The following is a 14,175-nucleotide window of genomic DNA, read 5'->3' on the forward strand; positions in this document are numbered from 1 at the left end:
TTCAAAAGAACTATTCGTTCTAATTTTCGAGACTTTTGTATGTCGAATAGATATCGATTGAGCATTTAACCTGTGCCACCATTGGGTTTTGTGGATTCAATTATCTTAAATATGTTATAACTGGAACAAAAAAACAAGAATACTCAAAAGTATCCTTGTTTTTAGTTTTGAACTTTTTAAGTTCTAAAAACTGTTAAATGGCGATCATAAAAATTGTATTGATCAACTATGCAAATTTCCTTTTAACCAAGGTCGATTCCGATAATGACCTATTGGAATTTGAATTAAACTTGTTTTTCCTATTTCTTCTAATTGGTATAACTCATCGCATAATTTTACATTATATCCAAGTAGTGGATGCCCACCCAATCCTAATGCTGATGCGGCTATTAGTAAACGCTGAACCATAATGCCAGCTTCCATCTGTTGAATCCGGTAGCCTCTATAACTATGTGTCGATTTTATATGTTCCTTATTCCCCACGACATGTATACAGATTGGCACTTGGAATAAATTAACGGTGGGGGCACTCATTCCTGTTTGGAGCTGCATTCGTTGATCGCCTAATTTAGTTTGCACTAGCGTATGGGTATGATCATCATAATAATAAGCACCATTGTTAATCCCTTCAACATTATACAAACATAAATATAATTTGGGTCGGTTATTGTTAGTTTCAAAGGATCCATCTAAATCATTTAAATATGAGAAGGATGCTGTCGCCTCTTTAAGTAGTGTCGCTAGGTTTTTTTGACTAATAGAGCGTAGAACAAAGTCAAGTTCAGGTGAAAAGCGTTCTTTACATATGGTGGCTGAATCATAGGATAGCCGCTCCACCTTAGGTAATATTATTCGATGCCGTTTATCTAAAGCTTCAACGGTTTCATCAACTTTTCTAAATGTTTGGGTCGATTCGATCATCGATACTTTATTCAGTTTAATTAGCATCGGGAACTCTCTAATCTTTTTCGATTTTACTAAATATTTATGTGAAACTGCTTGTAACTCTTTACTTAGATCGATTGAATTGTAATTTTTACTCTTTACATTATCATGTGGAATCAAGGCAGATTCTTCAATAGAAAGCGGAATTACACCGTACACGCTTTCCTCTCGTTCGTGTATGCCGATTAAATGGTTGATTGCTTGATCTAGAAACTGGTAATACACTCCTGCTTTAAATCCAAAGCGTTTAGCCATCTCTAAAATCTGTCCAATTAACACGCCGCAATCTAACCCTTGAAGACGATAAGAAAAATTATTGTACTTAAAGAAATTTTTCCAAAACATTGTTGAAATAAAAATAGTACCAAAACACTTTGGAAGATCACATCTATTTCCTAAAGCCCTTGATACATAAGAATCAAAATTTCCTTCTCTTAATAAAACTAAGCAATGTCTAGCAACATCGTAATGATAAATCCCCGAAGAGACTCGATCGGACTTAAGATATAAATACAATTCATTCGGATATAATCCTCCACCAGAGGGGATGAATCTTCGGTTTAAAGACATCATATTAACCATTTCGTTGGAACCGGAAGTAATTGCTGTTTGAGCAACTTGAGTTAATCCATATACATACCATAGAAAATAGCCTATTTCGTCTAAATTCGGCTCAATTGCATCCTTTTTTTCTTTTAAGGATAATGGAACATTAAGAGAAAGTGGAATAGTAGGTAAATCTTTATAAATCTTATAAGTTAGTGGCGCATCCTCCCAATCTACTTCCCAACCCGATTGATTTGCCTTTTCAATATCAAAATGAAGATTGTGTAGAAATGTTTGTAAACTCATCCAAAAACCTCCTAAAACACCACCTATGGGAACGGGTGCGGATATGGATTGAGCTGCTCCGGCTTTAGCGGTTTCTTCGTATAGCCCAATTTAACAGGAACTTTTAACACTCGATCAAGTCCATTCAATCGTTTTAGATGGTTGCCGAATGTCATAGGCAACATCCCTGGAATTAAGACTTTTACACAAGATAAACCATTTCTTTTGATTTCAGGTGTAGTTTGATCGACTACGATCACATCAAGATTTAATTTTTTAAATACTTGTAGAATATCCTTTAAATCATTCGTCAAATCCAGATGGTTTGTATTCCATTTAAATTCTTCCTCAAAAGTCTTTAATGGGCGGTTATCATCTAATAAAAATTTCAGACGCTCCTCTGCTTGACGTAAACCATATAACATCCCATGATCATCCATTTGTTTAACGAGAGTATTGTCTAAAAGCATTTTCATATTTTTAGCATAATTTTCTTCAAACTTTTTATCCAATGTTAACATCATCCCAGCTAACTCATGCACTGCGCTTTTAACCGCCCGAACCGGATCAAGATGAGCGCCTGCTGCACAAATGAGATTTAAACCATTTTCTTTTCGATTTTTTGCAATGGCAACAATACTTGGAATTCCATTCTCCATTGTCGAATTAAATAGATGCAGATCATATCCTCCAACCAAGCGCATTCGCTCAATCATTAAATCGAGTTCTTGGTCCTTTGCTGATTTTGGATCAAGTCGAGGAAGAGACAACTGAGCATACCAAGTCATTAAAAATGAATCCCGTTCAACAATTTCCAAAATACCGTAGAATATAGCTTCTTCTAGGCTGCCCCCTAATGCACATCCATTGGAAGTTTCATACACATAACCGTGTCCGCATCCTAGACTATAGTATGAAAGCAACTCTGGTACAAGAATCGGCTCCTCCTTCAAAAATGAATAGCCCCATACCCAATCAATCTTCCGTTTAGGATTAAACGCCTTAAATGGAAAACGCGGCAGAGCATATTGCTCTTTCGAATGAGTACCGACAATTTCAGGATTAATTGCATAATCTTTTACGTTGTTATAACTATCATGTACTACCGTTCTTTTTCCTCTTGGAGTAAGGCCACAATACCTTTCTAACCCTTCCAAAATGGCCGTTAATTCACTAGATTCATATGAGAGTGTACGTCCTGCAGTTCCTTCATCCCCTTGAAGTAACGGTAGGTTTACAACTACATCTGCAAATGGCGTGGTTAGATCATATGCCTTTCCATTTAAAAAACCTGTCTTTTGACCTAAATAGTCATTAACTAACACTTTTTTTAATTCATCCATTGAGCGACTACGATAACTAGTTGGAGAAACTTTCATACTAGGCTCAAGTGAAATAATCGCTGAATCAGAAGTATCATCTTCTAATTCACCACAAATTGGACATAAAGGATTCGGTAAAAAAAAGTGATTTGAGCTCTTGAATGTTTTCATATTTAATAAAAAAATTCGTTCCTCTAGACGAGTTTCTTTACCGTTCATAAATTTATCTACTTCAGCTGCAATTAAGTAAGCCATTTGTAAAAGTCCCGTTCTTGTACCCCATACATCATCTGATATTCCATCACCTTCTAATAACTGATAATCTATTTCTAGCATTTCTTTGCGCTCTCTACCAGCCATTAAACGTCTAAAATCGGCACACTTTATGCATCCTTTTTGCCCTGGATGTACTAATGGGCCGATTACACCTTCCCCAAATGAAACACAAGCACGTAGCCATGGAACAGTTCCCATTCTCAAGATTTCATCTGCTTTTTCATAAATCTTAGGGTTCCATGCGTCATCTAAAATAAGTATTAAACTAGTATCCTCAGAAACCTTCGACTCTAAATCTTTCTGTTGAACGATCTTATATTTATTTAAAAGGATTTCAGATGTGTACTTACTTAATAATCCCTCTCCAAAAATGGTAACCGTTGAATTCAAATTGAGCTCACCTCTCTTAACAAGACACCATAAACTCCCGCTAGTTCATCTACATTAATCGATTCAAGCATAAACTCCAATGTTAGTAATTCCATATTTTTCTGTTTTAAAATATCTATAGCCGAGACTAATAAATCAGTATGATGAGCACGATTAGATTGAGGAATAATAATTTCGGGTATTTGCTTTTCTTCCACTAAAACTAATGAACTTTGAATAGCTGTTGATGCAAGTAATTGAGTCTTATTTTGTGACTCTTTAAGTACTTGTTTTAGTGCATCTTGTAGGGCCATAGTTATATTTAAACCAACACTTCTATACCAGCCTTTTTGTGTACCAATCCAAACTACTGGAAATCCACAAATCTCTTTCCCTAATGCTATTTTTGGAGATTCATGTATTGTATTTAATGTTTGTAAATAAAATTGAGCACAATCATCTTCAATTTTTAACGCTTTTATTTCCTGAATATGACTTTTATGATCACTCGTTTGTTTATTAAGCTCTTCAGATAAATATTTTTGTAGGGCTCTACAAATACTTTCTGAAAAAGTTTGACCAGTAGCTATTGCGATGTATTCCCCAGGTTCCATACTCTCTACAACATCGGACTCTGAATTCATAATAAGTTGACTGGCTATTTGAGATACATACATTTCAACTCCAGTAAGTCCCGCCTCTCTTCTTGCTTCTTCATGAGTTAATTCAGTACAAATCGTACTCGTTAGTAGTTTTACTGGGCCTTCTGTAAGAGGATCTACTACTTGTATCCGACACTGAGCTAATGGAAGTTGATTTAGTTCACCCTCATCCCAAACGTGAAATAATCCAGTTTCTTGTGAATTGAACTGACCTAAGTAAGTTATTAACTTACTTTGATCTCCCCCAGGTTTGTTTTGTTCTAACTTTTCCTCAAAATTATGAACTATTTTAGCTTTGGCTTTCCCAGTCACTAGTGGATGAGGAGAGAATATGTGCCAACTGCCCTCTAGCGTCTCTTGATTAATAATATAAACTTGATTATTCTTTACTGTTTCGCGTGATTTTGTAATATCCTTAAATAACTCGAACACCATTATATTTGCCAACATTGCTGAAGTAATCGAAGACAATGGTTGGTTGGTTTCTTCTTCACGGAGTATGTTTTGATGCACGCTTCTCCACGCTGACTCGAAGCAAGCTTCCGAATTTGAAGTCACTAGTGGTCCGGTCATGCAGATCTTTTGTGAAGAAATTGCTGGGATAAATCTCTTTTTCTCTCTTTTACAAATCTCATTAAGCATTTTAAGCTCATAAACACGGTCATCTTCTGATACATATAAAATCGAATCAAAAGTCGATACAATCTCTTGTAAGGAAAGCTTCTCTCTCTTCATTAATTCAACTTCGACTTCACGATCCGTCCTCCGTGCGTTGTCTACAATTTCTTTTATTCGTTTTTTATCAGTATTTTCCGTATTCGTTATTAAAAGATGGAATTTCGCTAATCCCGATTCTAATAATGCTGAAACTAGTGAAGTGACAATTGTTCCAGAGCCAATTGCCAATATCTTGGATTGCCGATAGGTTTGAAAGCGATATGAACCAGAATCTCCAAAACAATTTAAAAACTCAATTTGACTTGCATACTTATTTAAAATATCTTTAGATAATTGATGTGGATGATCCTTACTTACATTCCGTGCAAAGCCATTTTTATATAAAATCTCACCTATTTCATATACTCTTTCCCGGTATTCGTCAGGCAAACCATTTGTTAAATTATCTAATGAGTGTTCACCGTTAAACATAGGAAGTAACTTTTCAATCCACTGGTAAACAGATGCACCTTCCATTCGAAATGAGCTTAAGTTATTCCTAAAATAGACACCTCCATTCGAATCAGGTACAAAAAAAGTATCTCGATTAACCTTTAAACATGCAGATGGATTCAATTTTGACATCCTTTTCAACCCCTTCGATACAGTGAGTTGTTCATTGAATAACATAAATACTTTCTTCATAATCCTATGTATTTTATGTATTCCTTATGTCATAACATAACTAGTAAACCGTTGCCAAAAACTTATAAAAATCTATAAATTAATGTTTTCTTCCCTGTTCATCATGCTCAATTTTGCCAAACATCGACTGTTGATAGCCCCTACAAAGATTAGTAGGGGCTGATTGTCTAAATGGACAAATAGTTTTTATGAAACATTACAATTAACGGTGACAGCGACCGCAGCCTCCACAACGGAAACCTCCGCAACGGAAGCAGCCTCCACAACCGCCGCAGCCTCCACAACCAAAACAACTAAAAAATGGAAAGAAACCAAAGCACATTCTAACATCGTAATTGTCATACTGATTATAATCCCATGGAACTAATTGACTAGATTGAAACTGACCAACGTTTAATTGTTGAAGATCTCTTTGAAAATCATACATTTTTATAACCTCCGACATAAAATTTGAAAGCGAATAAAACATACCGCACTTAAATAAAATAAATACGATTCCTTAATTTGAATCTACTAAAATGCAGACTCTCAACAACAAAATATGTTGAGGACTTGGGCAATGTTACCGTTTCAATTGCCCAATTTACTGCTCCTTAGTAAAATGATGAACATATTGAAAGCGCAAAAAAAACCTCACTTCAAAAGTGAGGTTTTCCGTACGCTTTCATCATTACAATCAGTTATTCCTTAATCTTCATTAAGCGTAATGTTTTTAAGAGGTGAATATGTATATACATTCCTTTTTATTGCTCTTTTATTTGTCCTGATTTCTTTTCCAAAAATTAATTGTGTTGCCCTTATTTTAAGTACTTTGAATAGTAAGAGATACAATAGTAATAGAAAGTCAAAAATGAAAAGTAAGTCCCCTATCATAAAAAAAGAGGATATTGAATTGGAGATTGCTGCAGTTTGATCAAGACTAGAAAATACAAAAACAGCATATCTTTCATAAACAGTACAGATTAAAAATATAGTTCCTACCACTAATGAAGTAAAACTATAACCAATAGATCGTTCTCTTTTATTGAATTCTAAAAAGATTGGAAGTAAATATAGCAAAACAACAATAAAAATACTAAATAATAATCCTAACAAAGTAATTCGACTATGTAACATAGACTGAACTAGCAAAAGTTTTCCTAGGATAAAAAACAGTAACACTATACCCATCATTTCCCTCCTCATTACTCAATTTCGAGCACCAATCATGATCATATCCGAATACAATCCCAAAGTGAACTACCCACCGCTTAGTTAACCTTCCGGTCTACTTGAAGTGGGGGCTTCTCGACTTATTGTTGCTTTTACTAGCCAACGAAAACTGACCGAGCTAACCCTCATGTTCCATGAGTTTTTGTTTCTATGCTAATACTAATAGACGAATGCCTTCATTTTTGATATTGACTGCTGAATTGTAGTCACGATCTGTCGCATAGCCGCATGAACAATGGTAGGTGCGTTCAGATAGTTGCATCAGTTTTTCTGAACCACAACAAGAACACTTCTTAGTGGAAGGAAACCACTTATCAATTTTCACAAGCTGTTTTCCTTGTTCTTTTAGTTTGTACGCTAAGAAAGCAGTGAACATGCCCCAAGCATTGTCGTGAACGCTTTTACCAAAGTGAAGGGCTTGAGACATTCCTTTCATGTTCAAGTCCTCTATCACGACAGCATCAAAGTTAGAAGCTAATTCATTTGACTTATGGTGAAGGAAATTTTTGCGTTGGTTCGCTACTTTCTCATGAAACTTAGCCACTACTAGACATTGCTTATTCCAGCGTGCAGAACCTTTTTTACGCTTAGAAAGAATGCGTTGTGCTTTTGCTAATTTTTCTGACATAACACGATAGTAGCGAGGATAATTGGCTTTCTCAATCTCGCTACTCACATATAATTCAGCCATCGCAAAGTCTAATGCAATAACGTTTTTCACTTCTTTTTGTATAATTTCTTTTTCGTATTCAGTCAAAATAGAAACATAGTATTTACCAGTAGATGTCATGGAGATCGTGCATGACTTGATTATGTGGTCTTGTGGAATTTTTCGATGCTGTCTGATTCGTACCATTTTTAGCTTTGGTAATTTGATATGGCGAGCAAATAACATGATGTTTCCGTTTACGAGATTGGTTGTATATGAATTTCTACCCTTTTTGTTTTTAAATGTAGGAAAGTCATTGTGGCCACTAAAGAAATTTTTATATGAAGTTTGCAAATTTAGTTGAGCGTTGACCAAGGCTAAAGAATCAACTTCTTTTAACCACTCAAATTCTGCTTTGTATTTTGCAGGAGTTGGAAACTTTTGTTTCTTTAGTTGTTTCTGATCATCTTTGTATTTCTCGTATGTTTCTTTTCGTTCTGCCAACATTTTGTTGTATATGAATCTCACACAACCGAAAGTTTTTCGCATAAGAAATGCTTGTTCTTCTGTTGGGTATAAACGAAACTTATATGCTTTATTGTGCTTTGCCATATCATTCCACCTCACTTTTGACCTTGATTTTCAATGTATTTCTTAATGGTATCTATTGGATCACCGCCTGTTGTTAGCAGACAGAAACTTCTTGACCAAAACATTTCTTTCCATAATTTTTTCCTGATCTGTGGGAAGTCTCTCTTTAACAATCGAGAACTTGCATTCTTATAAGCAGTGATGAACTTTGACAGTTCAAAGTTAGGATGTTCTTTGAATAAGATGTGGATATGATCTTTATCGTAATTCCATTCCACTAAATAGATATTGTATTTACTTCCAATTTCAAGAAAACATCTCTTTTGCAAAATCAGATATTTCACTATGAAATACATGTCTACGATATTTCAAAACCAGTACATGATGATAATACATCGAGAACACTGAATGATTATTAGTGTCTAATTTCATTGGTATACCAGCCCTTTAATTTATCTAAGACTGATTATACAAAACCTTTGGCTAAAGCCAACCGAAATTCATCTACCACCTACATTGGGCTATCGCCCTTCTTGAGTATGGGAGACTTCTTTCGGAAATCTATTAAAACGAGTTCCTTTTCAAATTAAATTATAGTCTTGCTAATTAAAGTTTCAAATGCTATTTTTTACCGTTTTGATAGGTAAAAACAAGTAATATAGAAAGTTTCCCTAAACGTTGTATGCCTTTCGTTATATAAAAAGGAGATTGTCGATTAGTGTATATTTTTTACCGTTTTTAACGGTAAAAATAGTCATATCCTTATCCATCATCTAAGTTTACAATAATTTTGAAAACATTATCTCAACAACATTTTATGTGAGTGTTATCACAAAAAAATGTTGGTTTATTTTTAAAAAAATTATTTTAGATAAAGTAGGAGATGAGATGGATAAGGCGAGTTTACGAAGATTACACTTAATCGATATTTTAAGTAGTCAAGAAAAATGGTTCAAAACGGAGGAGCTTGCTAAAAATTTAAACTGTACTGAGAAAACAATAAGAACCGATATACAAATTATCAATGCAACATTCCCTGAGGGATGGCATATTGAAACGATAAAAGGAAAAGGTATTTATATAAATAATCCAATTAATTCCTCGCTTGATCAAGTTCGTTCACTATTTGTTAAGAATTCTCTATCGCTTCAAGTAATCATGTTTATTCTAATTAAAGAGATTGAATACATTAGTGATTTAGGAAAAGTTTTATACACACATCATAATACTGTTTATAAAATTCTCGAACGAGTAGACACTTTATTGAAATCATATAATTTAAGTTTAAAGCGTGCACCTCTTGAAATTGTAGGCAATGAGTTTCAAAAAAGAATCTTATGCTGTGACGTATTGTATGGTCTATATTCCTATACGAATAAGTGGCCTTATGATTCACTATCGTTTCCTATAATTAAAGAAGTAGTTACAAAGTCAGCTGAAAATAATAATTTATTTTTATTTCCACCTACAATGTATAAATATATTTATTATGTTGGTACGATGCTTCAAAGAATCGATCGAGATATACAATTGGACTTAAATCCTTCTAACAATATTAAGGATTCGAAGTTTTTTTCAGTTGCAACTGATATGTGCGTACAGCTAGAAAAAATTTATAAAGTATCTATTCCATTAAATGAAATTAACGCTCTTTCTCTAATGATATCTGCATTCCCTTATTTTTCTAGCGATAATGAACCTCAAGATGAAATAATAAATAGCTACCATAATAAATCCGAAAAACAATATTTAGAATTACACGAGCTCGTTACGATGCTCGAAAAAAAGCTTAGTATAAAATTACATGATCATAATGACTTTATTCTCACTCTTCAAAAACAATTTAAAGTCCTTTCCCTATTTCTTTTTTTAAACGGTAGAATTGATCGATCATCTCTCATATCTGATTACGCTAAAAAGCGTTATCCAGAGTTATTTAATAAAGTAAAAACCGTATTTCGTAATTGGTGCAAAAACCTTTCATACCCAGAAGTAAATAATGAAGTAATTGCTAAAATCACTTTAAATATTCAAGCAATAATCACTAAATTATCATTAGTAAAAAAAAGGGTGCTACTGTTAAGTAGTGAAGGTTATGGTGTACGGCAGTATTTAACAGCTAAACTTATAAAGGAATTTGGAGATAAAATCCAGTTTGTTGAACTACAAAACGGCGATCTGAGTCCTGAAACGATTAGTGACTTACGTTTGGACTTTATCATTGCTGATTTTCAAATTGATATAGAAATTGTTCCAATTGCGGTAATTAGTTCTACTCTTTCACAGCGCGATATTAATCATATCGCCCATTTATTAAAATAAATTTTATTTTGAATAAGCATTCAAAGGTGATTTTATGATAAAAGAAAGGCAAACATTCGTCACAAATGAGTTAGTAGATCTAGTAAGGCAACTTGATCATGAAACTTTTTTACACGGGATGCGTGTAGGAGAAATGTCGTATAAATTCAGTAGATATTTAGATCTCTCATTACACCAATCCAATCAGTTACATTTTATTGGTTATGTACATGATATTGGTAAACTAAAAATACCAATTTCAATCGTTACAAAAAGAGGTCCTCTTACCGATTTCGAGTGGAATCTAATGAAGAATCACACAATTTATGGATATGAATTATTAAAAGATTTTTCATATCATAGAGATATTTTAAAAACAGTACGTTATCATCATGAAAATATTGATGGGACTGGCTATGAAGGTTTACGTAGTAACGAAATTGATTTTAATTCTAAAGTAATCAGAATAATTGATAGTTTTGATGCACTAACCCATGACCGTTGTTATAGAAAGAAATGTTCAATTGAATTATCGTTAAAAAAAATTCAAAAACAAAGTGGTACTGTTTACGACCAGGATTTAGTAAAGGAGTTCACTAAGTTTATTTGTAAACTGTATTAAGTAATAATCAATAATGCTAATAATTTACACCTATTAATTGCTAGACCAGAATCTATTAACATGTTATAGTTTCATTAAAATTATAAATTTCACTCGTATAATAGTGAGGATATGGCTCACAAGTTTCTACCGGTTAACCTTAAATTTACCGACTATGAGTGGTAACACGTCTGTCTATAGCTCTTTCGAATCAAAGACTCAAAATGTGTTACTTCACTCATTTTATACAGTGAAGTACATGTTTTGAGTTTTTTGTTTACATTAAGGGGGATCATTATGGAATTATTACTTAAAAAAATTGAACAAGAAGGAATCGTTTTAGCAAATGATGTATTAAAGGTGGATGCTTTCTTAAATCATCAAATGGATCCTGTTTTAATGAAAGAAATTGGGGAAGAATTTGCGCGCTTATTTTCTGAAGAAAAAATAACAAAGGTAGTTACGATAGAATCTTCAGGTATCGGACCTGGGCTAATGGCAGCACTTGCTTTAAATGTTCCTCTAGTTTTTGCTCGCAAGAAAAAATCAATCACAATGCAGCAAGATGTTTATACTGCCAAAGTATATTCATTTACAAAAAAAGAAGAAAATGAAATTTCAATTTCTCATAAATGGTTAGACGAAGGTGATAAAGTATTAATAATAGATGATTTCTTAGCTAACGGACAGGCAGCTCTTGGATTACTTTCAATTATCGAACAAGCGAAGGCAGAAACAGTTGGCTTTGGGATCGTAATTGAAAAATCATTCCAAGATGGTGGAAAGATTCTGCGTGATCGTGGTTATCGAGTTGAATCTCTTGCTCGTATTCAATCTTTAAAAGACGGACAAATTAAATACTTAAATGAAGAATTAACTGTTTAAGAATAAAGAAAAGACATTGTTCGAACGATTTGTGTAGTTCACAATGTCTTTTTCTATTGATTAAGCCTTTTTTAGGATTAAATATACAAAGTAAGGTCCACCGATTAGGGCTACTATAATCCCTGCTGGTATTCCTTCCGGATCGACTAAGTTTCTTCCGATTGTGTCAGCAACTAATAGTAATAATCCACCAATTAAAATTGCGATGGGTATAAATAATTGATTTCTTGGGCCAACTAAGCTTTTAGCAATATGTGGTGCCATTAATCCGATAAATGCAATTCCTCCTGTTACTGAAACAGCAGATGCTGCTAATGCAACTGCTGCTAACATTAAAACAATTCTTTCCTTTTCTAATGAGACCCCTACCCCGATTGCAACAGGCTCGTTTAAATTAAGAAGGTTTAATGTGTTTGCTTTATATAAAGTAAACGGAATTAATACAATTAACCAAGGTAAGAATGCCCAAATAAACGGCCAATCTGTCCCCCAAATATTACCTGCTAACCATTTGGCAATAAAATCTACTTTAGCACGTTCCGCAGATGAAATTAATACAATCATGATTCCTGAAAGAGCCATCGAGAAACCAATCCCTACTAAAACTAGTCTTATAGGTTGTAAACCCGAATTTTTCTTATAAGAAAATAAGTAAATAATAATTGCTGTTACAATAGCACCACAAAATCCAACGATTGGGATTAAATAAACAAACGATCCTGCTTCAATTGGAAAGTATAAAAAGAATACTGTAATAGCTACACCTGCACCAGCATTAAAACCTAATATTCCAGGCTCCGCCATATCATTTCGTGTTACCCCTTGCAAAATGGCACCAGATAGTGCAAGTGCCATTCCCGCCATTAAAGTGATAATCATTCTAGGTAATCGAATTGAAAAGATTACAAACTCTTCTTTAAACGTACCATCACCTAAAAATGTTGGTAGCAATCTACTATATGGTATTGCTGAAAATCCCAAACTCATTCCAATAAACATTGTTAATAGAATAAGTATAAAGAGTATCAACAGAATTAACCTTTGTTTTCTAATAATAGCAGGCTGTATCATAAGAATTCTTTGCCTCCTTTATGTACGATAAATAGAAAGAAAGGAAGTCCAATCATTGCAACAATCGCTGCAACTGGTGTTTCATAAGGTATATTAATTGTTCTCCCAAGTGTATCTGCCAAAAGTAAGAATGTAGCACCAAAAATAGCAGACATCGGTATAATAAACCGGTAATCAGTACCGACGAATCCGCGCACCATGTGAGGTACCATTAAACCTAGAAATGCCATATTTCCTACTAGAGCAACTGCCGCTCCAGCTAGTAAAACGATTACTACAAATAAGATTGCTTTAATTCTTGGGATATTTTGACCTAAACCTACAGCAACCTCTTCGTTTAAGCTAAGTATTGTTAATTGACGTGCCATGAAAATTGCTACTAGAATACCGACTACAATAAAAGGCGTAATCGTTTTTACTTGCCCCCATGATGTACCGACTAATCCACCTGAAGTCCACATTGAAATATTTTGAGATATTTTAAAGTAAATTCCTACACCTTCAGAAATAGCAGTTAAAAAGCCTGTAACAGCCGCCCCCGCTAAAACAATACGAAATGGAGAAAAACCGCCTTTTTTCACTGTAGCAATACCAAAAACGATTAGTGAACCAACCGCTGCACCTATAAAACAAGCTATCATAATCCCAAAATAATTAACTTTTGGTAGGAAAGCCATTGTTATTGCTAAAGCTGCATTTGCTCCTGCCGTTAAGCCGAGCAAACCAGGATCTGCAAGTGGATTTCTTGTCATCCCTTGCATAATAGCACCTGCCACCGCAAGAGCTGCCCCTACAAATATTGCCGCCACCTCTCGAGGCAGACGTAACTCTCTAATAATAGAAATCTGTTGACTATTCATGTTTGTAAAAATCGCATTCCATACATCACCAACAGTTGTATCCGCTGCGCCGAAAACAATCGCAATTACAAACATAACTATAAAAATGATAATCCCCAATATAAATTTAAAAAAGAATGGAACAGAACCTTTGTGTTTTCGTGTCATTAGCCTCTCATCTTCTCTATATAGAATGTCTTCAGGCTGCCCTCCAAACGCTCGTTTTCTGCAGTGCTCATTACCGACTAGGGTAACTTCG

Annotated in this window: 11 protein-coding genes, 1 pseudogene and 1 riboswitch; of the genes and pseudogenes, 3 read left to right on the forward strand and 9 right to left on the reverse strand. The window is 34.2% G+C overall.

Translation table 11 applies throughout. The features are described from left to right. Positions 1 to 222: 222 nt before the first annotated feature. The 7 genes and pseudogenes from ACFVR2_RS16040 to tnpA form a co-directional block, all read right to left on the reverse strand. Positions 223 to 1,797, reverse strand: coding sequence for a SagB family peptide dehydrogenase (locus ACFVR2_RS16040; protein ID WP_387363585.1), 1,575 nt, complete (start codon positions 1,795 to 1,797; stop codon positions 223 to 225). Between the two features lie 23 nt (positions 1,798 to 1,820). Further along, on the reverse strand, positions 1,821 to 3,764 hold the full coding sequence (locus tag ACFVR2_RS16045) for a TOMM precursor leader peptide-binding protein (RefSeq protein ID WP_387363588.1): 1,944 nt from the start codon (positions 3,762 to 3,764) through the stop codon (positions 1,821 to 1,823). Then, on the reverse strand, positions 3,761 to 5,707 hold the full coding sequence (locus ACFVR2_RS16050; protein WP_387363591.1) for a putative thiazole-containing bacteriocin maturation protein: 1,947 nt from the start codon (positions 5,705 to 5,707) through the stop codon (positions 3,761 to 3,763). Before ACFVR2_RS16050 ends, ACFVR2_RS16045 begins: the two co-directional genes overlap by 4 nt. A gap of 262 nt (positions 5,708 to 5,969) precedes the next feature. Next, a complete protein-coding gene (locus ACFVR2_RS16055; protein WP_387363594.1) occupies positions 5,970 to 6,194 on the reverse strand; it encodes a heterocycloanthracin/sonorensin family bacteriocin in 225 nt (74 codons plus the stop codon). Between the two features lie 260 nt (positions 6,195 to 6,454). Then, complete coding sequence (locus ACFVR2_RS16060) at positions 6,455 to 6,937, reverse strand: hypothetical protein (RefSeq protein ID WP_387363597.1); 483 nt, start codon at positions 6,935 to 6,937, stop codon at positions 6,455 to 6,457. A gap of 190 nt (positions 6,938 to 7,127) precedes the next feature. After that, entirely contained in the window at positions 7,128 to 8,240 is a 1,113-nt protein-coding gene (locus ACFVR2_RS16065; protein WP_387363600.1) for an RNA-guided endonuclease TnpB family protein, read from the reverse strand. A gap of 11 nt (positions 8,241 to 8,251) precedes the next feature. Further along, a pseudogene (tnpA, locus tag ACFVR2_RS16070) lies at positions 8,252 to 8,651 on the reverse strand (IS200/IS605 family transposase). A gap of 456 nt (positions 8,652 to 9,107) precedes the next feature. Between tnpA and ACFVR2_RS16075 the strand changes: the two are divergent. The 3 genes from ACFVR2_RS16075 (at position 9,108) to ACFVR2_RS16085 (ending at position 12,006) form a co-directional block, all read left to right on the forward strand. Beyond that, complete coding sequence (locus ACFVR2_RS16075; protein ID WP_387363603.1) at positions 9,108 to 10,541, forward strand: BglG family transcription antiterminator; 1,434 nt, start codon at positions 9,108 to 9,110, stop codon at positions 10,539 to 10,541. A 34-nt stretch (positions 10,542 to 10,575) separates the two neighbouring features. After that, a complete protein-coding gene (locus ACFVR2_RS16080) occupies positions 10,576 to 11,142 on the forward strand; it encodes an HD-GYP domain-containing protein (RefSeq protein ID WP_387363606.1) in 567 nt (188 codons plus the stop codon). Between the two features lie 73 nt (positions 11,143 to 11,215). After that, a riboswitch (purine riboswitch) is annotated at positions 11,216 to 11,317 on the forward strand. Between the two features lie 101 nt (positions 11,318 to 11,418). Next, the gene (locus tag ACFVR2_RS16085; protein WP_387363609.1) at positions 11,419 to 12,006 is read left to right on the forward strand and encodes a xanthine phosphoribosyltransferase; all 588 of its coding nucleotides are present in this window, start codon (positions 11,419 to 11,421) and stop codon (positions 12,004 to 12,006) included. A gap of 60 nt (positions 12,007 to 12,066) precedes the next feature. Here ACFVR2_RS16085 and ACFVR2_RS16090 read toward each other — a convergent pair whose 3' ends face one another. Next, positions 12,067 to 13,077, reverse strand: coding sequence for a FecCD family ABC transporter permease (locus ACFVR2_RS16090; protein ID WP_387363612.1), 1,011 nt, complete (start codon positions 13,075 to 13,077; stop codon positions 12,067 to 12,069). Beyond that, on the reverse strand, positions 13,074 to 14,084 hold the full coding sequence (locus ACFVR2_RS16095; protein ID WP_387363615.1) for a FecCD family ABC transporter permease: 1,011 nt from the start codon (positions 14,082 to 14,084) through the stop codon (positions 13,074 to 13,076). Before ACFVR2_RS16095 ends, ACFVR2_RS16090 begins: the two co-directional genes overlap by 4 nt. Positions 14,085 to 14,175 lie beyond the last annotated feature (91 nt).

Origin of the sequence: Gottfriedia sp. NPDC057991 (assembly GCF_042886615.1) — a bacterium.
GTDB lineage: Bacteria > Bacillota > Bacilli > Bacillales > Bacillaceae_G > Gottfriedia.

Coding starts and splice junctions, on each gene's coding strand:
- ACFVR2_RS16080 (WP_387363606.1), top strand. CDS start 10,576: ATGATAAAAGAAAGGCAAACATTCGTCACAAATGAGTTAGTAGATCTA.
- ACFVR2_RS16075 (WP_387363603.1), top strand. CDS start 9,108: ATGGATAAGGCGAGTTTACGAAGATTACACTTAATCGATATTTTAAGT.
- ACFVR2_RS16050 (WP_387363591.1), bottom strand. CDS start 5,707: ATGTCAAAATTGAATCCATCTGCATGTTTAAAGGTTAATCGAGATACT.
- ACFVR2_RS16065 (WP_387363600.1), bottom strand. CDS start 8,240: ATGGCAAAGCACAATAAAGCATATAAGTTTCGTTTATACCCAACAGAA.
- ACFVR2_RS16085 (WP_387363609.1), top strand. CDS start 11,419: ATGGAATTATTACTTAAAAAAATTGAACAAGAAGGAATCGTTTTAGCA.
- ACFVR2_RS16095 (WP_387363615.1), bottom strand. CDS start 14,084: ATGACACGAAAACACAAAGGTTCTGTTCCATTCTTTTTTAAATTTATA.
- ACFVR2_RS16060 (WP_387363597.1), bottom strand. CDS start 6,937: ATGGGTATAGTGTTACTGTTTTTTATCCTAGGAAAACTTTTGCTAGTT.
- ACFVR2_RS16090 (WP_387363612.1), bottom strand. CDS start 13,077: ATGATACAGCCTGCTATTATTAGAAAACAAAGGTTAATTCTGTTGATA.
- ACFVR2_RS16040 (WP_387363585.1), bottom strand. CDS start 1,797: ATGAGTTTACAAACATTTCTACACAATCTTCATTTTGATATTGAAAAG.
- ACFVR2_RS16055 (WP_387363594.1), bottom strand. CDS start 6,194: ATGTATGATTTTCAAAGAGATCTTCAACAATTAAACGTTGGTCAGTTT.